At 56.7% G+C, this 18,537-nt stretch carries 16 protein-coding genes and 1 tRNA gene; 12 read left to right on the top strand and 5 right to left on the bottom strand.

Annotated features, from left to right (window positions below; translation table 11 throughout):
* Positions 1 to 278 precede the first annotated feature (278 nt).
* On the top strand, positions 279 to 716 hold the full coding sequence (locus AB1Z34_RS06805; protein WP_367158119.1) for a hypothetical protein: 438 nt from the start codon (positions 279 to 281) through the stop codon (positions 714 to 716).
* 185 nt (positions 717 to 901) lie between these two features.
* Here the strand turns inward: AB1Z34_RS06805 and AB1Z34_RS06810 are convergent, their stop codons facing one another.
* The 3 genes from AB1Z34_RS06810 to AB1Z34_RS06820 all read right to left on the bottom strand — a co-directional run bounded on the left by AB1Z34_RS06810 (position 902) and on the right by AB1Z34_RS06820 (position 4,045).
* Entirely contained in the window at positions 902 to 2,422 is a 1,521-nt protein-coding gene (locus tag AB1Z34_RS06810) for an aldehyde dehydrogenase family protein (RefSeq protein WP_070602968.1), read from the bottom strand.
* Positions 2,423 to 2,543: 121 nt separating this feature from the next.
* Positions 2,544 to 3,269: a response regulator transcription factor gene (locus AB1Z34_RS06815; RefSeq protein ID WP_005511017.1), complete on the bottom strand. Its 726-nt coding sequence runs from the start codon at positions 3,267 to 3,269 to the stop codon at positions 2,544 to 2,546.
* Positions 3,266 to 4,045, bottom strand: a complete 780-nt coding sequence (locus AB1Z34_RS06820; protein ID WP_083310560.1) for a sensor histidine kinase — start codon at positions 4,043 to 4,045, stop codon at positions 3,266 to 3,268. Before AB1Z34_RS06820 ends, AB1Z34_RS06815 begins: the two co-directional genes overlap by 4 nt.
* 126 nt (positions 4,046 to 4,171) lie before the next feature.
* Here AB1Z34_RS06820 and AB1Z34_RS06825 point away from each other — a divergent pair, with 126 nt between their 5' ends.
* The 9 genes from AB1Z34_RS06825 to AB1Z34_RS06865 all read left to right on the top strand — a co-directional run bounded on the left by AB1Z34_RS06825 (position 4,172) and on the right by AB1Z34_RS06865 (position 14,789).
* Complete coding sequence (locus AB1Z34_RS06825; protein WP_042389415.1) at positions 4,172 to 4,888, top strand: ABC transporter ATP-binding protein; 717 nt, start codon at positions 4,172 to 4,174, stop codon at positions 4,886 to 4,888.
* Positions 4,885 to 6,321, top strand: a complete 1,437-nt coding sequence (locus tag AB1Z34_RS06830; RefSeq protein WP_049189608.1) for an FtsX-like permease family protein — start codon at positions 4,885 to 4,887, stop codon at positions 6,319 to 6,321. Before AB1Z34_RS06825 ends, AB1Z34_RS06830 begins: the two co-directional genes overlap by 4 nt.
* A 169-nt stretch (positions 6,322 to 6,490) precedes the next feature.
* On the top strand, positions 6,491 to 7,765 hold the full coding sequence (locus AB1Z34_RS06835; protein ID WP_042388806.1) for a PhoH family protein: 1,275 nt from the start codon (positions 6,491 to 6,493) through the stop codon (positions 7,763 to 7,765).
* A 97-nt stretch (positions 7,766 to 7,862) separates the two neighbouring features.
* Positions 7,863 to 8,999, top strand: coding sequence for an ABC transporter ATP-binding protein (locus AB1Z34_RS06840; protein ID WP_070602974.1), 1,137 nt, complete (start codon positions 7,863 to 7,865; stop codon positions 8,997 to 8,999).
* A gap of 81 nt (positions 9,000 to 9,080) precedes the next feature.
* Positions 9,081 to 10,292, top strand: a complete 1,212-nt coding sequence (locus AB1Z34_RS06845; RefSeq protein WP_172620277.1) for a DUF4032 domain-containing protein — start codon at positions 9,081 to 9,083, stop codon at positions 10,290 to 10,292.
* A gap of 480 nt (positions 10,293 to 10,772) precedes the next feature.
* Complete coding sequence (locus AB1Z34_RS06850; protein ID WP_042388805.1) at positions 10,773 to 12,101, top strand: ABC transporter substrate-binding protein; 1,329 nt, start codon at positions 10,773 to 10,775, stop codon at positions 12,099 to 12,101.
* 179 nt (positions 12,102 to 12,280) lie between these two features.
* Positions 12,281 to 13,126, top strand: coding sequence for a carbohydrate ABC transporter permease (locus AB1Z34_RS06855; protein WP_016423090.1), 846 nt, complete (start codon positions 12,281 to 12,283; stop codon positions 13,124 to 13,126).
* A gap of 18 nt (positions 13,127 to 13,144) precedes the next feature.
* Complete coding sequence (locus tag AB1Z34_RS06860) at positions 13,145 to 14,041, top strand: carbohydrate ABC transporter permease (RefSeq protein ID WP_042389412.1); 897 nt, start codon at positions 13,145 to 13,147, stop codon at positions 14,039 to 14,041.
* A gap of 115 nt (positions 14,042 to 14,156) precedes the next feature.
* The gene (locus AB1Z34_RS06865) at positions 14,157 to 14,789 is read left to right on the top strand and encodes a DUF624 domain-containing protein (RefSeq protein ID WP_016423088.1); all 633 of its coding nucleotides are present in this window, start codon (positions 14,157 to 14,159) and stop codon (positions 14,787 to 14,789) included.
* Positions 14,790 to 14,867: 78 nt separating this feature from the next.
* Here the strand turns inward: AB1Z34_RS06865 and AB1Z34_RS06870 are convergent, their stop codons facing one another.
* Positions 14,868 to 15,872, bottom strand: a complete 1,005-nt coding sequence (locus tag AB1Z34_RS06870) for a PfkB family carbohydrate kinase (protein ID WP_367158120.1) — start codon at positions 15,870 to 15,872, stop codon at positions 14,868 to 14,870.
* Between the two features lie 93 nt (positions 15,873 to 15,965).
* Here AB1Z34_RS06870 and AB1Z34_RS06875 point away from each other — a divergent pair, with 93 nt between their 5' ends.
* On the top strand, positions 15,966 to 16,532 hold the full coding sequence (locus AB1Z34_RS06875; protein ID WP_042389409.1) for a thymidine kinase: 567 nt from the start codon (positions 15,966 to 15,968) through the stop codon (positions 16,530 to 16,532).
* 20 nt (positions 16,533 to 16,552) lie between these two features.
* Here the strand turns inward: AB1Z34_RS06875 and AB1Z34_RS06880 are convergent.
* A tRNA-Ile gene (locus tag AB1Z34_RS06880) sits at positions 16,553 to 16,626 on the bottom strand.
* Positions 16,627 to 16,883: 257 nt separating this feature from the next.
* Between AB1Z34_RS06880 and AB1Z34_RS06885 the strand changes: the two genes are divergently transcribed.
* The gene (locus tag AB1Z34_RS06885; protein ID WP_016423085.1) at positions 16,884 to 18,527 is read left to right on the top strand and encodes a DHA2 family efflux MFS transporter permease subunit; all 1,644 of its coding nucleotides are present in this window, start codon (positions 16,884 to 16,886) and stop codon (positions 18,525 to 18,527) included.
* Positions 18,528 to 18,537 lie beyond the last annotated feature (10 nt).

Consider the following 18,537-nt stretch of genomic DNA (forward strand, 5'->3'; position numbering starts at 1 on the left):
GCTGAATAACCGGCCACGGGTAGTGCTCGACGGGTTAACTCCCCGGGAGGTAATCTCTGGTGTTATCCATGATGCAATGACCGCCTGACCCTACCCCCTGAAAGTGTCATAAACTTACACAGTTTCACATTTGCAGCCCGTAAGTTTTCGGGTTGTCAGTTTCTCTCCTTACCCCACTTTATGCTCGGAGATCTTTGTTCTTGTGGGCGTGACTCGATTCTCCACCGGGGAGGGGAGATTCGGTCTTTCTGGAAGTTATCTCACGTAACCTGGGACGCATGAGGCTCGACAATATAGCCCGCCCCTTGCTGGCGTCCTTTTTCGCCGCGGTCGCGTGGAGTGTTTTAGGTGGGCTAATCTTGCCGGAGCCCAATCTCGCCTACGACGAAGGAATTGCGTCGTGGATTGTGTCCATGTTGGTCTCAGTAATGCTGGTTGGAGCAATAGCCGTTTTCGCCGGTGATCGGTCGTTGGCTCGGGGGATGGCCAGCGCGCGGAGCATTGTCGCAGCAGCTACCGGCGCAGGAATTGCCGCGCTTGGCGATCTGGCATTCCTATTTCTCACCACGCCGCCCGATGGCCAGGACGGCCTAGCCGTCGCCTATGTCGTGTTCTTCTACATCCCGCTACTATTTCTTGGCGGATGGGCCGCCAGTGCCGCGATTAATCGGATGCGTAGGTGGTACCGGCAAGTGAAGAAAGAAAGAGAGACCTAGCTGGCGGCCGTGAGCTAGGCCTCTAACTTTGGAGTCGCCAGCGCCTGGTGCGTCAGGTTAAGGCCGACCATCGTAACCTGCCAGGCGCGGAGGGCGTTTTTTTTGGGGGGCAGAGGCGATTGTCGACACCTTCATCGGACGTGAATCGGAATCGACAAATCGCCTAGCCCCAAGGGGTCGGATTCTTAGAACAGGCCAGTCGGGTTCTCGTCGTAAGAGACGAGCATGCACTTGGTCTCCTGGTAGTGCTCGAGCATCATCAAGTGATTCTCGCGGCCGATACCGGACTGCTTGTAACCGCCGAAGGCTGCGTGAGCAGGGTAGCTGTGGTAGTTATTCACCCATACGCGGCCAGCCTGGATACCGCGGGCAGCGCGGTAGGCGTTGTTCTGGTTGCGGCTCCACACGCCGGCGCCAAGACCGTAGATAGTGTCGTTGGCAATGTCGAGAGCCTCGTCCAGAGTCTTGAAGGTTGTCACGGCCAGGACCGGGCCGAAGATCTCCTCACGGAAGAAACGCATCGAGTTGTTGCCTTTAAAGATGGTCGGCTCGACGTAGTAGCCTCCCTCCAGCCCTTCGAGCTTGGCGACGTTGCCGCCGGTGAGAACCTCCGCGCCCTCCGTCGGCCCGGACTCCAAGTATCCGGAGATTTTGTCCAGCTGCTCCTGGGACGCCTGGGCACCCATCTGTACCGACGTATCCAGCGGGTTGCCGGTCTTAATCTGCTTGACGCGCTCGACCGCGAGCTTCAGGAACTCATCAGCGATGTCTTCGTGGACCAGGGCTCGCGACGGGCAGGTGCAGACCTCGCCCTGGTTCAGCGCGAACATGGCCAGGCCCTCGATGCACTTCTCACGGAACGCGTCGTCGGCATCCATGACGTCGGGGAAGAAGATGGATGGGGACTTGCCGCCGAGCTCCAGCGTGATTGGAATAATCTTGTCGGACACTGCCTTGTTGATTACCTGGCCAACGGCAGTCGATCCGGTGAACGCAATCTTGGAGATTCGGTCGCTTGCGGTCAGCGCAGCACCGGCTTCGGTGCCGAGGCCATTGACGATGTTGAGGACGCCGTCCGGAAGTAGATCGGCGATGATCTCGGTGAGCATGAGAATCGACGCGGGGGTCTGCTCTGCAGGCTTGAGCACGATGCAGTTGCCGGCGGCGAGGGCCGGGGCGATCTTCCATGCGGCCATCAGGAGGGGGAAGTTCCACGGGATGATCTGGCCGACGACGCCGAGTGGCTCGTGGAAGTGGTAGGCGACCGTGTTGTCGTCGATCTGCGAGATGCGCCCCTCCTGCGTGCGGGTGGCGCCGGCGAAGTAGCGGAAGTGGTCGATTGCGAGCGGGATGTCAGCGGCGAGGGTCTCGCGGATGGCCTTGCCGTTCTCCCAGGTCTCGGCGACGGCAATCTTCTCAAGGTTTTCCTCTATACGGTCCGCGATGCGGTGGAGGATCAGCGCCCGCTCGGCCGCAGGAACCGAGGCCCAGGAGTCCTTCGCTTTGTGTGCGGCGTCGAGGGCGAGCTCAATGTCTTTCTCGTTAGACCGCGGAACCCGGCAGAAAACCTCGCCCGTAACCGGGGTGGAGTTGTCCATGTATTGCCCGTCTACTGGAGGTGTCCACTTACCGCCGATGAAATTCTCGTACTGCTCCTTGTACGTGAAGATCGCATCGGGGGTGCCGGGGTTGGCGTAAACAGTCATGTAGACACTTCCTTTCGATAGGGAAACAACAAACGTATGTGCCAACTTTAAATTGTGACTCGTGCCACAATCAACACTTATTTTTTCATCGACTTTGCGAGAGATACGATTGCTGCCGACCCTAAATTTGCCCCGACGTCGCCGTGAGAAATTCCAAAATTGCCCGCACGCGGCGGTTTTCCTCACCGGGCTCCAGATGCAGCTTCATAAAAATGTTGGACACGTGTTTCGCCACTGCCGCCCCGGAAAGCACGAGGTCATCGGCAATCTGCTTATTGGACTTGCCGCGTGCCATCAGCTCGAGCACTTCGCGTTCGCGCGCCGTTAAACTGGCTAGTCCCGATTTGCCGGACTGCATCAATGCCGTCGCCACATCAGGGTCAATCACCACGCCACCACCGGCGACGACTTCGAGCGAGCCCAAGAAGTCCAACACCTGGCCAACGCGGTCTTTGAGCAGATACCCGGTCCCGCCACTCGAGCTGCTGCCACTCGAGCCAACCCCAGTACCAACCCCAGCACTACCTCCAGCACCGCTCGACGAGAACAACTCGCGCGCATACGCCGGCGCCACATACTGCGACAGCACCATCACATTCAGCTGCGGATAACGCTCGCGCAACTCGACCGCCGCCCGCAGGCCGTCATCGCTCATCTTTGGAGGCATGCGCACATCGGTTATCACTAAATCTGGCAGCTCGCCCGTGTCATCAAAACGGTCATCGATGTCCGCTACCAGGCCGTGGGCAGTGTCGACCATCGCAATCACTTCATGTCCACGCTTTTCGACGAGCCCCGCGACCCCCTCCCGCAGGAGTGCCGAGTCATCCGCAATGACAATTTTCATTTCTTCTCCGCACCTTTCATTTCCACGTTTTCCATTTCTCCAATACCTGATTCCCAGCGGTTCAACATCAAAGGAATTCTGGCTATTACCTGCGTTGGCCCACCTTCGGGAGAGTGCATGGTCATCGCACCGTCGAAAGTGGCTAGACGCTCTTTCATACCCCGCAATCCGCGCCCCAATTTTGCGCCGCCAGGGCCTTGGTCCGTAATTGAAATATTCAGTGTTTGATCCGAGGTGAGCAGCACAGAAACAGGAGCGTTCGGTGCATATTTCGCCGCATTAGTCAGCACTTCTGCACAGAAAAAATATGCCGCGGCGAGCACACTTTCTTCCAATTCAGGCAGGGGATAGGGAGTGTGCACAACAACGTGAGGGCCGTATCCTTCAGCAATCTCTTCAACAGCCGCTTGCAGACCGCGATCGCGCAACACCTGCGGGTGAATTCCGTGGACTGTCCGCCGCAAAGCGCGTAATCCATCCTCCAAATGGCCGCGAGTTTCCGCGAGGAGCTGCATTAATTCCTCATTGCCAGTATTGGATGCCTCCAATTCTGCAAGTCCCAATTTCATTGAAGCTGCAACAATGTATTGCTGAGCTCCGTCGTGGAGGTCATTTTCAATGCGGCGACGTTCAATCTCGAAGGCTTCGGCAATTGTTCGTCGTGAAGCGGTAAGTTCGGCGATGCGAGCGGCGGCGGATTCCTCGTAGCTGCGTTTATGCGCTTTTTCGCGGCGGTTCGCGCCGATATATTTGCGGAAATAATCCTTCAGCTCCATAGTTTCCTATGGTACGAAAGCTCTGTCTACGGAGGAATTAATTTCCGGCATAGTAGACCTAGCACTACCGCAAAAGGAAAGTGGGCACGGTGTTGAAATCGCCTCCGTGCGAGTGAAATGAGTGCCATGACAGACAACAACAGCCCAAGAAACGCACGACTTTGTATTCGTGACATCACTAAGTCCTACAATTCAGCTCCCGTTCTCACCGGCATTTCGCTGACCATTGAGCCCGGCGAAACCGTGGCAGTCATGGGACCGTCAGGTTCTGGTAAGTCCACGCTGCTGCACTGCATGTCCGGCGTGTTGCTGCCGGACGACGGCGACGTCATCTTCGGTGACACAAAGATTAATTCGCTTTCTGATGCCGACCGCTCCGCCCTCCGCCTGCACGACTTCGGCTTCGTCTTCCAAGACGGCCAACTCCTCCCCGAACTGACCGCCCGGGAAAACGTTGCTCTGCCAATGATTCTGCAGGGCAAGAAGCGCTCGAAGTCACTCGCGCTTGCCGACGATGTCCTCAGCCGCCTGGGCCTAGAAGACCTAACGCGCCGTCGCCCAGGACAGATGTCCGGCGGCCAAGCACAGCGTGTAGCAATTGCCCGCGCGATGGCCGGCGAGCCAGGTGTCATCTTTGCTGATGAGCCGACTGGCGCGTTGGACCAGTCCACAGGCCATGAGGTCATGCAGCAGCTCACCGCGTTGGTGGAGCAGACTGGGACGACATTGGTGATGGTCACGCACGATGTGAAGGTGGCCGACTGGTGTCGTCGACGTGTGGAGATCCGCGATGGCCTGATTCACGACGACCGCATGCTGGCAGGAGCGGAGGTTACAAAGTGAGCACCGTAACTGAAGCACCAAAACCCCAGAGAATTCCTACCGGCGCACTAGCGGACTTGAGCACGCGGCTGCAGCGCGCCGGGCGCGAATCGCACTCGGGAAACGGTTGGTTGTCCGCGCTGTCTGTGGTCGCTATGACTGTGAGCACCTGGTTGGCGCTGGTTGTCGTTGGCGGCACGGCGATGTTTTACCGCCGTTGGCAGGCTGAGCCAAAGCTGCCGCCGAACCCAACGCCCGAGGATTACATGAATCAAGGTCAGGGCGAGATGTACCTGCAGCTGGCACTCGTGGCCTGTGTGTTTGTGATTCCGGCAATGGTTTCGCTGGTGGCCCAGTCGGCGGTGCTTGGCGCTGCGGGGCGTGAGCAGAGGTTGGCAACTCTGCGCTTAATTGGTCTCTCCAACGGGGCAGTTACACGCATGGTAGTTATCGAAACCCTCGTCTTGGCAGCTGTTGGGCTTGTGGTGGGCACGTTGTTGTCGGTGGCCACTGCGCCATTCTGGGCGATAATCAAGTTCGACAATGACTACCTGGATACCTGGGACATGTTGCTGCCCTGGTGGGGCTACCCGCTGGTCTGGGTTGCCGTGGTGCTACTCGCACTCTTTGCCGCTGTGGTCGGTTTGCGAAGGGTGATGATTTCACCACTCGGCGTTAGCCGCAAGGAAGTGCCCAAGTCGATGAAGGCATGGCGCATGATTGTGGCCGTTGTTATCGGTGCGATCGTCCTGTACGTGATTGCCAACTCCAATATCGCGGGTGGAACCGTCACTGCCACGCTTGGTGTCGCAGCGATGATGTACCTGATGGTCTGGGCAATTGGCCTGGTGGCGCCTTTCTTTATCCAGCTTGTTGCCCGCATCTCCAGCTTCTTCGGTACTTCAAGTGATTTTGTGGCGACGCGACGAGTCGCGACTAACGCTAAGGAATCGTGGCGTCGAGTAAGTTCCATGGCCTTCCTGTCCCTGCTGCTTGGCTACACAATGATGGTGCCTGGCGAAGACAAGATTGAAGAGGTTGCAGATGTCACATTCGCGCACGATATTGCAACCGGTGTGACTATCACTTTCGTAATCGGTTTCGTTCTGCTGCTGGTGTCAACGCTTTTGACTCAGGCCTCAGCCGTCTATGAAGAGGCATCGCTGACAAAGGCGCTGGACTTCATCGGGACGCCAATCAACTTCCACCGCACGGTCACTTTCAAGCAGACATTCTTTCCCATGCTTGCGACCAGTATCTTCGGCTTTGTCATGGGTGCGCTGTTGGGAGCCACCATGTTCGGACCGATTGCGAACGAAATCACGTTTGGTCAACGCTCCCTTGTTGTTGCGCTGGCGTATCTCGTGGGAGTTGTATCAGTTGGCGCTGTGACCTTGGCGGTTGATCCGCTTCGCCACAAGTTGCTGGGTCGACAGATTCGCCATAACGACTAGTTGCCATTAAAAGGGCAGTGGAGTGGCCGGGCAGTGGTGCTCGGTGCTCGGTCACTTCCTTAGGGTTCAACTTGAGGATTAGAGCCTGTAACCAACTGTGGTTCATCTGATAACCAAGCATTCATCTCACAACCACGTAATTTCTACCTCTGACTTTTAGCCTGAGGGCATGCGTACCTACGTGCTTGATACCTCGGTCCTGCTGTCCGATCCCCACGCCACCAAGAAGTTCGATGAGCACCAAGTTGTGCTTCCGCTGGTCGTGGTGAGTGAGTTGGAGGCCAAGCGCCACCACCCAGAGCTGGGGTGGTTCGCCCGAGAAGCGCTCCGTTTTCTCGAAGAGCTGCGTTACCGCTACGGCCACCTGGACCGGCCTGTGCCCGCCAATGATCTTGGCGGGTTTATGCATATTGAGCTCAACCACTCCGATCCCTCCATCCTTCCCGCAGGCTTCCGCACCGCCGAAAACGATCACCGCATTCTGGCTTGCGCCCTCAATCTTCAGCATGATGGCCATGATGTCGTGCTGGTCACCAAAGACATTCCGCTTCGCGTCAAGGCTGGTGCGGTCGGCTTGCCTGCCGACGATTACCGCGCCCAGGACGTCGTTCTGACTGGGTACTCGGGAATGGTGGAAGTGGACGTCGACCCGGAGGAAATTGATCGTCTCTTCGCCAATGGGTTCCTTGAGCTCGAGCAGATCCAGGATCAGCCGCTGCACTGCGGCGTGCAGCTCAGCGCTGGTAGCCAGTCTGCGCTGGCACGGGTGAGCGCCCCGGGCGTCGTCAAGCTTGTGCGGGGCGATACGGAGGCGTTTGGCCTGAAGGGGCGGTCGGCGGAGCAGCGTGTGGCGCTTGACCTGCTGTTGGATGACTCGGTAGGGATTGTGTCCCTCGGCGGCCGAGCCGGTACGGGTAAGTCGGCGCTTGCGCTGTGTGCGGGACTGGAGTCGGTGCTGGAGCGCGGACTGCATCGCCGGATTGTTGTGTTCCGTCCGCTCTATGCGGTAGGTGGTCAGAACCTTGGCTACCTGCCAGGTAGTGAGGACGAAAAGATGAACCCGTGGGCGCAGGCTGTTTACGACACCCTGGAGGGATTGGTTTCAGACAACGTGATGGATGAGATTGCCTCGCGCGACATGCTGGAGGTGCTGCCACTGACACACATTCGCGGTCGTAGCCTGCATGACAGCTTCGTGATTGTCGATGAGGCACAGTCGCTGGAGCGCAACGTACTGCTGACGGTGCTGTCGCGTCTTGGTAGCAATTCCCGGGTCATCCTTACGCACGACGTGGCGCAGCGTGACAACCTGCGCGTCGGCCGCCATGACGGTGTGCAGGCGGTGATTGAAAAACTCAAGGGCAACGAGCTTTTTGCACACATCACGCTGAAGCGCTCGGAGCGCTCGAAGATTGCGGAGCTCGTGACGGGGCTGCTCGATTAAGAGTAAGCTTGTGAGGCAGATACGTAGGAGCTGTTCCTGCGGTTACTTTCACTCGGATCGTTCGGCACGTACCTGCCGATGAAAGGTTTGTATTCACATGGCTACTGTGACTTTTGCTGATGCCACTCGCATTTACCCTGGTGCGACGAAGCCTTCTGTGGACAAGTTCAACTTGGAAATTGCCGATGGCGAGTTCCTGGTTCTGGTAGGCCCCTCCGGTTGTGGTAAGTCCACAACACTGCGCATGCTTGCCGGTCTGGAAGAGGTCAATGAGGGCAAGATTTTCATTGGTGATCGTGATGTGACCAATGTCTCGCCCAAGGATCGCGATATTGCGATGGTCTTCCAGAACTACGCCCTGTACCCGCATATGACGGTGCGCGAGAACATGGGCTTCGCGCTCAAGATTGCTGGTGTGGACAAGGACGAGATTGACCGTCGTGTCGAAGAAGCTGCGAAGACCCTGGATCTAACTCAGTTCCTGGACCGTAAGCCTAAGGCTCTGTCCGGTGGTCAGCGTCAGCGTGTGGCAATGGGGCGTGCGATTGTGCGCAAGCCGCAGGTGTTCCTGATGGACGAGCCGTTGTCGAACCTGGACGCGAAGCTGCGTGTTCAAACCCGTACTCAGATTGCGGCCATGCAGCGTCGGATGGGTGTGACCACCATGTATGTCACCCACGACCAGACTGAGGCGCTGACCATGGGCGACCGCATCGCGGTCATTAACTTCGGTGTTCTGCAGCAGGTCGGTACCCCGCGCGAACTCTACGAAACCCCGGCAAACGAATTCGTCGCGGGCTTCATTGGCTCGCCTGCGATGAACCTGGGCACGTTCAACGTCTCTAATGGTTACGCCACGTTGGGTGAGGCCAAGATTAAGCTGCCGGACGCCACACTTGCTGCAATCACGCCGGAGGATCAGAACCAGATTATCGTGGGCTTCCGTCCGGAGGCATTCGACCTGGTCGAGGGCCCGGGAGATGACGTCATTCCGGTGCAGGTTAACTTGGTCGAGGAATTGGGCTCCGATGCATTCATGTATGGCGATCTCGTCGGTGGCGGAGCATTGAGCTCCGGATCTTCCTCTAACCCGGACGAAGAGGAACACGGTCAGGTGGTTATTCGTACCGCCCCGCGCACCGCGCCGCAGTTGGGCTCGGTAGTTTACGGCAAGATTCGTCCGGGCATGCTGCACCTGTTCTCGAAGTCGACTGGTATGCGCCTTCCGGCCTAAACTCTTTCGTTTAGATGAAATGAGTAGCTGGTAGGGCAGTGGGACAGTAAGACAGTTTTAGGAGCCACCGTGTCGGAAACTATGAAAATAGCCGCGACAACGGTGGCTTCAAAGCTTTTGCGCCTTCCTTGGCATATACCTCTGGAACAGTGGCCAGACGATTTGTTAGCCGCCCTACCTCAGGGAATTTCGCGGCACATTGTTCGATTCGTCAACTTGGATGACCGCGTCATTGCAGTGAAAGAAATTGGTGAGTTCACTGCTCATCATGAGTATCGAATGCTGCGTGACCTGGTCAGGCTCGGTGCTCCATCGGTTCGCCCGCTTGCGGTCATTACTGGCCGCAAGGATCCAGATGGCGAACCGTTAACTGCGGCACTCGTCACAGAACATCTCGAGTATTCGCTGCCGTATCGTGCAGTTTTTTCTCAACAGGTCACCCGCGAAACTGTGGTCCGCCTGATTGACTCGCTGGTAGTCCTGCTAGTTCGGTTACATCTCCTTGGTTTTTACTGGGGCGACGTGTCACTGTCGAACACATTGTTTCGTCGTGACGCAGACGCTTTCTCCGCCTACCTTGTCGACGCGGAAACGGGAGATTTGCAAGGCACACTCTCAGATTCCCGCAGGCTTTACGACGTTGACGTTGCCCATACCAACATCATCGGAGAGCTCATGGATCTGCAGGCCGGCGGATTCCTCGATCCTGAGTTGGACGTAATTGCGGTGGGTAGGCGCATTATTGAGCGTTATGAGGACTTGTGGCAAGAGCTGACGGGGGAAGAATCTATTGGTGTTGAGGAGCCTTGGCTTGTCGATGAGCGGATTCGCAGGCTCAACGACCTCGGTTTCGATGTTGGCGAGCTGAAAGTCACCAGTGATGGTGGCCGTGTTGTGTTCCGACCACGAGTGGTTGACGCAGGGCATCACCATCGGCAGTTAATGCGACTGACGGGGTTGGATGTTCAAGAACGGCAAGCGAGGCGGATGCTCAATAGTATGCAGACCTTTCGGTTGGCGGAAGGTCTTGAAGGGGTTCCGCTAGAGCAGGTTGCGCACCGATGGCTGCGTGAAGTTTTCGAGGCCACAATTCTGGCTGTGCCCGAGGGGCTGCGTGGAAGGCTGCAGGATGCGCAGGTTTTCCACGAGGTCTTGGAGCATCGCTGGTACATGGCAGAAAAACGCCGTGCGGATGTGCCGCTTCAAGAAGCGGTGCAGAGCTACGTGGATCGAGTGTTGCCCGGGCATCGCGACGAGTCCGTATATCTTCCCGCGAGCGATGAGGTCGAGTAGCTCTCTAGAAGCAGACTGTCGAGCGTACGATTATTTCAAAAGTGACAAGTAAACGACCCGCCAGAATATTATAAAAATATACATTCAGGCCAAACAGGGGTGCTTTTGGTGGTCGGGTGGTTGTCGGGTCTGCGTGTGATTGTCGCGGCCAGGTGCTTACTTTGGTGCCGGTAGGCGGCTCTGTTCAGCGAAAACAGCTCGAAAACAGCTCAAATTCTAGGTGTGCTTTCGAGAGCTTTTGCTATTTTTCTCCTTTGCATTTGTTCACAGCTGGCTGAAGGCCAACCTAAATTGGTTTTGGTCAAGTAAGATTTTGGTGAGACCGAATACCCGCGTGGGTGGCGTCGAAGTTCGCATGAAAGGCTACTTCTAGCCGCAGGGCGGGATAATCCAATTAGGCCACGGCTGCTGGCAAATATTCGTCCGAATTGCTCGGAGGATGCCATTGAAGTGGCCTTTCTTCTCAAGGGAGAAAACATAGTGAAGAACTTCAAGCGCCTTTCAGCTCTGTGTGCAGCAGGCCTGATGGCAACCGCTGGTTTGGTTGCGTGCTCGAGTGATGATGCGGTTGCAGATGGTGGTGTCTACTTCCTTAACTTCAAGCCGGAGCAGGATGCCGCATATCAGAAGATTGCGAAGGCATACACTGACAAGACTGGTGTCCAGGTCAAGGTCGTTACTGCAGCTTCGAATTCCTATGAGCAAACTCTGAAGGCCGAGATTGGTAAAAAGGACGCGCCAACACTGTTCCAAGTCAATGGTCCGGCGGGCCTGCGTACTTGGCAGGAATACATGGCAGACATGTCTGACACTGAGATCGCACAAAACCTCAACGAGGGCATCGAGCCGCTGAAGGGCGAGGACGGCAAGGTATACGGCGTCCCGTTTGCAGTCGAGGGGTTTGGCCTGATCTATAACGAAGAGATCATGGACAAGTACTTCGCGCTGCCCGATGCCAAGGCCAAGAGCATCGACGAGATTAAGGCCTTCGGAAAGCTGAAGGAAGTTGCTGAGGACATGCAGGCCAAGAAGGACAAGCTGGGGATTTCCGGCACCTTCGCTTCCACCTCGCTCGCATCCGGTGAGGATTGGCGCTGGCAGACACACTTGGCCAACGGACCGGTTCATTATGAATTCGAGGACCTTGGCACCAAGGAAACCGCTGATGTGAAGTTCAAGTACAACAAGGAGTTCAAGAACCTCTTTGATCTGTACCTGAATAACTCCACTGTCGAAAAGACTCTGGCCCCGTCGAAGGCTGTGTCCGACTCGATGGCGGAATTCGCCCAGGGCAAGGCCGCTATGGTTCAGAATGGCAACTGGGCATGGTCCCAGATCAACGATGTCTCCGGCAACGTGGTCAAGCAGGACAAGATTAAGTTCATGCCTATGTACATGGGCCTGAAGGACGAGGATAAGACCGGCATCTCGGTTGGTACTGAGAACTACCTGACGGTCAACTCCAAGGCTTCGGAGGCTTCCCAAAAGGCAACGAAGGACTTCGTCAATTGGCTGTTCAACACCGATGAGGGCAAGAAGTACGTCGTCGAGGATCTCGGATTCATCGCTCCGTTCCAGAACTTCACTGAAGCCGACACTCCGAATGACCCGCTAGCCAAGGAAGTGGCCGCAGCAATTGAGAACGAGGACCTGACCACCATCCCGTGGGACTTCCAGTACTTCCCGTCGCAGCAGTTCAAGGATGATTTTGGCGCAGCGCTGGCGCAGTACGCTTCCGGAAAGATGCCGTGGGACAAGGTTGTCGAGACTTTCGCCGACAGCTGGAATGCGGAATCTCCGAACAATTAAATACCAGCAAATCAATGGTGATCCATTCCATCGGTGAGTGTGAAGCGAAAGCTTCTCGCGCATGAACAACCGACGGAATGAGTTCATCCAATGGCAAGGCGGAGCTCGGGGCTCGGTGACCTGTTAAACCGGTCTCGAGGCACCAGGCTCCGCCTTTAGCTTTAGGAGCGGTGTTGTAGATGCAAGCAACATTGAAAAAGTATTTCCCAATTTTCGTGCTACCCACGCTGATTGCCTTTGCAATCGCGTTCTTGGTGCCGTTCGTTATCGGTTTCTTCCTATCATTTACTGACTTCACAACCATCACTAATGCGCAGTGGGTTGGTATCGAGAACTACCAGAAGGCCTTTAGTGAGCGCGAGGGCTTCGTCGCTTCCTTCGGATTCACTCTCATGGTGGTTGTTGTTTCCATCATTACTGTGAACTTGTTCGCGTTCTGGATCGCATGGATTCTGACGCGCAAGCTGAAGGGCACGAACTTCTTCCGCACAGTCTTCTTCATGCCGAACCTCATCGGTGGCATCGTGCTCGGTTACACCTGGCAGTCGATGATTAACGCAGTGCTGGCATCGTACGGTACGACAATCGTGTCCGACTGGAAGTTCGGTTACGCCGGTCTGATCATCCTCATCAACTGGCAGCTGGTCGGTTACATGATGATTATCTATATTGCCGGTTTGCAGAATGTCCCGCCGGAGCTCATCGAAGCTGCGGAGATTGATGGCGCTGGACGCTGGGAGATCCTGCGGCACGTTACTATCCCGATGGTCATGCCATCGATTACCATTTGCCTCTTCTTGACCCTGTCGAACACTTTCAAACTCTTCGACCAAAACTTGGCCCTGACCAATGGTGCGCCGGGTTCAGAGACAGAAATGGTTGCTCTGAACATCGTCAACACCATGTTTAACCGAATTGGTGTGGAGGGCGTTGGTCAAGCCAAGGCAGTAATTTTCGTCGTCGTGGTCGTAGCGATCGCGATGCTGCAGCTGCGTGCTACTCGCAGCAAGGAAGTGGAGGCATAAATGTCTGTCGACGCTGCAATGACCACTGAAACGGCCACCAAGCTCCCCAAGGCCAAGCCCGCTAAGCAGGACGAGGCCAAGGTGGGAGGCGTATCTAAGGTCATCATCTACGCGATTCTGGTGTTTTTGACCGTCGTGTTCTTGGGGCCAATCGCGTTCATTATCTTCAACTCGTTCAAGTCCAAGTTCGCAATTTCAGATAACCCCTTCCAGCTGCCACTAGGTGACATGTGGGTCGGGTTCGAAAACTACGCCGTCGGCCTGATGAAGGAGGGCTTCGGCTGGGCGATCGTGTGGTCCTTTGTCATCACGATCCTCTCGGTTATTGCGATTGTGTTCTTCTCTGCGATGACGGCTTACTACATCACGCGAGTGAAGACGTGGTGGACCTCGCTGCTGTATTACCTGTTTGTGTTCTCGATGGTCATCCCGTTCCAGATGGTGATGTTCCCGACCGTCAAGATCGCCGACATGCTGCATTTGAACAACCCAATCGGCATTGTGGTTCTCTACTTGGGCTTTGGCTCTGGCCTGTCGGTCTTCATGTTTGCCGGCTTCATCAAGTCCATCCCGATTGACATCGAGGAAGCCGCGATGATTGATGGCGCATCTCCGATGCAAAACTACTTCCGCATCGTTTTGCCCATGCTCAAGCCGACTGCAGTGACAGTCGCCATTCTGAACGCAATGTGGGTATGGAACGACTACCTGCTGCCGTACCTGGTCATCGGCTTGTCCACTAAGTACAAGACCATCCCGGTCGTCGTGCAGAGCTTCGTTGGTTCCAACGGTAACCGTGACCTTGGCGCGATGATGGCAATGCTGGTGCTCGCAATCATTCCGATTGTGATCTTCTACGTCGCCACCCAGAAGCACATTATCGAGGGTGTTGCTGCGGGTGCCGTTAAGGGATAGCTGCCTAAGCGTTAGCGCATAGGACGCCAAGCACCGCGTTTTACGAAAGCGAAAGCCTCAACCGCGTAGGTTGAGGCTTTCGTCTGTTAATCAGCCTTTATTAGGATATGAACCCGTGGATAGATTTTTCAGCACCGATACAAAGTTCTACGCAGCCTGGTCGCTGTTAGCAGACCTTGTAATCATCAACCTGCTGATGATCGTCGCATCCATCCCGATAGTCACTGCAGGCGCCGCAACTCGCGCTGGGGTAGTGGTCGCTCGCGATATGGTCCGTGACGAAGGCTCAAGGCCCGTACAGCGCTTCTTGCGCGCACTGCTGGACAATTGGCGCACACCAACCGTGTGGTGGCTATTCACCGTGGTTCTCGCCGGAGCCATTGGCTATGAGTTTTACGTTATTTCCCGCGCGGATCTCGGCACTGTCGGCCTAATCTTCGCCGCAGGAGTTACCTCCGGGGCGCTAATACTGCTGGGAATTACCGCCTGGGTCTACTCGCTGTGCTCGCTTTCCGACGGTCAGTCGTCGCTACGCCGAACCCTTGCAACGGCCACCAGCATGACCGTCAAAAACCTGCCGCGGACTGCGCTCGCAGTTTTGGCGCTACTCATCGTGCCCGCGGCCATATTCTTTTTCCCGGCGAAAATCTACGCGATTGCTACCTATGTCTTCCTCATCGGGTACGCGTTGAGTTGGTACTTGGTGATGCTGGCGCTTGAGCCCGTTCTGCCAGACAATGCTGGGTAGGTTCTCCCGCTGGCCCCACTGGCCCGACTGGCACTGACTTAATCGGCGCCAGCTCGCGCACCAAGTCGTTGACGACCCTTAGCCCTCGTACTCTTTCACAGAGGGAAAATCCTCCGCCTCGACCATCTCCAGCAGTTTTTCGCGACGGACAAAAGCGGAGCATGCGCCGACTGCCTGTACGGCTGCCGCACCTGCTGCGGTGGCCAGGGGGACGGCGTCGTAAAGCGAGGTGCCCTTAGCCAGTTCCGCGGTAAGCGTGCCGACGAACGCATCACCGGAGCCAGTGCCGTCGACAATCTTCTCCTCTGGCAGCTTAAGCGCGGGGTGCTCGTAGATTGTCGGCTCGTCATCGAGACCGTCGGAGTGCTGTGCGAAGAGACAGCCGTGGTCGCCCCGGAGCATGACGACACTGGGGCAGTACTGCAGAAGCGCCTCGAGCTGTGCGCGGTAGTCGGTAGCGCGGATGCCCTCGGCGATGTCCAGGCGACGGATTGTTTCCCAGGCGCCCTTCATGTTGACGATCAGCGGATCTGCATGGTCAATCAGCGCAGGTGTAACGGTTACGACCGGATTGAGGTTCAGCACTAGACGCGCGCTGTACATGGACGCGACGGACGCGATGGCCTCAGTTGCTTCCGGTAGTAGCTCGCCTTGCGCGAGCACTACATCCGCTGATGCGAACTCATCGACGAAATCGGTGGGGTCCGTCAGTGCGTCGGCACCACGCTGGACAAAAATCACCGGGCGACCCTTGCGGTTCGTTGCGACGAAAGCGCTGCCGGTCGGCAAATCCCAGGAAGTCTGAATGGAGTGGACATCTACGCCGTGTGCGTTGAGTTCCTCGACCACGAAATCCGCTGCGCGGTCCTCGCCAACAGTTCCGGCCATGATCGCACGGACACCGTTATAAGCGATAGCAACGGCCTGGTTGGAGCCCTTGCCGCCCAGCATATTAGTGCCGTCATCAACGATGAGCGTGCCACCTTCTGCGGGTACGCTATCGACCTGTACCAGGGTATCTAGGTGGATAGATCCACATACAACAACTGTTGGATTCTCATTCAGGTCAGGAATCGGCTGCATAAAAAATAGGATAGTCGGGAATTCAAATCCGTGTTGGCGGCCCGAGTTTACAGCCGTCAGAGCCCGCGAATCGATGCCCTACAATCGATGGCTATGGCAAAACTGTACTTCCGCTACGGAACCATGAACAGCGGAAAATCCATCGAGGTCCTCCGCGTCGCCCACAACTACCGCGAGCGCGATATGCGACCGTTGATCGCCAAGCCAGCCGTGGATACTTTGGCTGATGGTGACGTGCACTCCCGCATCGGAATCGCGGAACGCGCGCACCTCGTCCACGACGGCGATGACCTCTCCTCGCTTGCCGACGGCCACGATTGCCTTATCATCGATGAGGCACAGTTTCTTACCCCTGACCAGGTCGATCAGTTGCTGGGCATTACCCTTCGCGGTACCCCGGTGCTCTGCTACGGCCTGCGTACCGACTTTCGCACCCATGCCTTTCCAGGCTCCCAGCGATTGCTCGAAGTTGCCCACACCATTGAGGAAATTAAGACAATCTGCACTTGTGGGCAGAAGGCCATCTTTACTGCACGGTTGAATCCGGACGGCAGCATTATCCTCGACGGCGAAACCGTGGAAATTGAGGCACTCGAAGCGCCGAAGTACATCTCCCTGTGCGCCAGCTGTTACAACCGGATGTCGGGTAAATGGGCGTGAGTAGAGCCCGGAGTTTTTAGTGCCCCCAGCAGGGCTCGAACCTGCGACAAAAGGATTATGAGTCCTCTGCTCTAACCGACTGAGCTATAGGGGCAAGGATTGGGCACTATGAAGTGACAATTAAGCACTATGAACCAATGTCCAAAACCTCATAGCATCATAGCAATCTGCCACCGTGCGGTGATAAAAGCCCTATACCCAGCGGGTTCGGCTGCGATTGCACAGTTTCAATGAAGCAAAGTATTTCCGTGCCAACGAAGGCAATCCCTGTGCTCAACGAAGCTGATCTTTCCGCAAAGTTACGACTTTCGGTTGATGAATCAGTGCTTGGACACTTCTAGCATTAGTCCTATGAGTACAAAACCTTCCTTGAGCAGCGCCGACGTCTCAGCCGACGCACAAACCGGTGCCACAGCGAAAGCGAAGGGCACCCCCGTCATGGCAATCGCCAACGAGGATCAGATTGCTGAGTTCGGGGCCTCGCCACAGCGGTGGTGGGGGTTGCTCGTGCTCGCGGTTGGCCTCGGCATGATCGTCCTGGATGGAACCATCGTCGGTGTTTCATTGCCGACCATCATTTCGGAGCTGGGCCTTGACATCGTGGGCGCGCAGTGGATTACCACGATCTACTCGGTCGTTTTCGCCGCACTACTCCTGACCTCTGGCCGCGCTGGCGACCGCTTCGGCCGTCGAACGCTTTTCCTCGTCGGTCTGGTCATCTTCACGGTCGGCTCCGTCGTGGCCGCGCTTTCCACCTCATTGGCCCCGTTGGTCATAGCCCGCGTCATTCAAGGCATTGGTGGTGCGTGCATTCTGCCGTCGACATTGTCCAGTGTGAATGCACTATTCCGTGATAAAGATCGTGCCACCGCATTCGGCATCTGGGGTGCGGTCATGTCTGGTGCTGCAGCAGTCGGCCCACTCCTGGGTGGCGTGCTTACGCAGTTTGCTGGTTGGGAAGCTATCTTCTGGGTCAACGTGCCCATCGCCGTCGTGCTTTTCGTCCTTGCGCTGCGTTGGGTGCCGAACACCGCAGGCGATACCAATGGCGCGGGTGGCTTCGATGTCCTTGGCCTGGTGTTGTCTGGAATTGGCTTTGGTGCCGTGGTCTTCGGCATCATTCAAGGCGCCAAGATAGGGTTTGCTTTTCCCTCCGCACCCGTCGTCACGCTCTTGGTTGGTGCGGTGGTGCTTGTCGCTTTCGTGCTGTGGGAAAACAGTCGTCGGAAGAACGCGGATCCTGCGCTGTTGGACGTGTCGATGTTCTCCTACGCCACGTTCAGCTGGGGGAATACCACGGCGATGCTTGTCGCGGTGGGTGAGTTCGCGCTGGTCTTCGTGCTGCCGCTCTACCTGGTGTCGGCGATTGGCTTATCGACGATCGCAACCGGCCTGGTCCTGGCAGCAATGGCTCTCGGTGCGTTCTTCGCAGGTGCCATGGCGCGTCATCTGGCAGCTCGGATTACCCCGGCCGGTGTGGTGATTGTGGGCCTTGGTCTCGAGGTCTTTGGTTCGCTGCAGTTGGCGGCCGAAGAGCGCGTTGACCTGCCGCTGTGGCTGGTTGTGTTTGCATTGATTGTCTACGGTCTGGGTCTTGGCCTGGCATCGGCACAGTTGACCTCGCTGGTGCTTGGCGATATTCCGGTGCGGCTGTCGGGGCAGGCATCGGCAACGCAGTCGACAATTCGGCAGATTGGTTCGGCACTCGGTGCAGCACTCGGTGGCATGGCGCTGACGATTGGGTTGGATCGTGAGATTGCGAAGCTGTCGCCGGGCCTGGAGCAGATGGGGCAGGGGCTGAAGGATTCCGCTGGCTCGATGCTGATTGGTCTGCGTGCGCAGGGTGCTCCCGACGGTGTGTTGGTGCCGCTGACAAATGCGCTTGCACATGCCACGCAGTTTGCGCTGTATTCCGCTGTCGGCGCGTTGACTATTGGCTTCCTCTGCTCGCTGAAGGTACTGCAGTTGCGCAGGCAGGCTGAGAAATCGAATTAGCGATGTGGAA

Source organism: Corynebacterium sp. 045007 (assembly GCF_040743205.1).
Classification (GTDB): Bacteria; Actinomycetota; Actinomycetes; order Mycobacteriales; family Mycobacteriaceae; genus Corynebacterium; species Corynebacterium jeikeium_D.

Coding starts and splice junctions, on each gene's coding strand:
- AB1Z34_RS06855 (WP_016423090.1), top strand. CDS start 12,281: ATGCAAGCAACATTGAAAAAGTATTTCCCAATTTTCGTGCTACCCACG.
- AB1Z34_RS06875 (WP_042389409.1), top strand. CDS start 15,966: ATGGCAAAACTGTACTTCCGCTACGGAACCATGAACAGCGGAAAATCC.
- AB1Z34_RS06845 (WP_172620277.1), top strand. CDS start 9,081: ATGAAAATAGCCGCGACAACGGTGGCTTCAAAGCTTTTGCGCCTTCCT.
- AB1Z34_RS06825 (WP_042389415.1), top strand. CDS start 4,172: ATGACAGACAACAACAGCCCAAGAAACGCACGACTTTGTATTCGTGAC.
- AB1Z34_RS06860 (WP_042389412.1), top strand. CDS start 13,145: ATGACCACTGAAACGGCCACCAAGCTCCCCAAGGCCAAGCCCGCTAAG.
- AB1Z34_RS06840 (WP_070602974.1), top strand. CDS start 7,863: ATGGCTACTGTGACTTTTGCTGATGCCACTCGCATTTACCCTGGTGCG.
- AB1Z34_RS06835 (WP_042388806.1), top strand. CDS start 6,491: ATGCGTACCTACGTGCTTGATACCTCGGTCCTGCTGTCCGATCCCCAC.
- AB1Z34_RS06820 (WP_083310560.1), bottom strand. CDS start 4,045: ATGGAGCTGAAGGATTATTTCCGCAAATATATCGGCGCGAACCGCCGC.
- AB1Z34_RS06815 (WP_005511017.1), bottom strand. CDS start 3,269: ATGAAAATTGTCATTGCGGATGACTCGGCACTCCTGCGGGAGGGGGTC.
- AB1Z34_RS06870 (WP_367158120.1), bottom strand. CDS start 15,872: ATGCAGCCGATTCCTGACCTGAATGAGAATCCAACAGTTGTTGTATGT.
- AB1Z34_RS06885 (WP_016423085.1), top strand. CDS start 16,884: ATGAGTACAAAACCTTCCTTGAGCAGCGCCGACGTCTCAGCCGACGCA.
- AB1Z34_RS06805 (WP_367158119.1), top strand. CDS start 279: ATGAGGCTCGACAATATAGCCCGCCCCTTGCTGGCGTCCTTTTTCGCC.
- AB1Z34_RS06810 (WP_070602968.1), bottom strand. CDS start 2,422: ATGACTGTTTACGCCAACCCCGGCACCCCCGATGCGATCTTCACGTAC.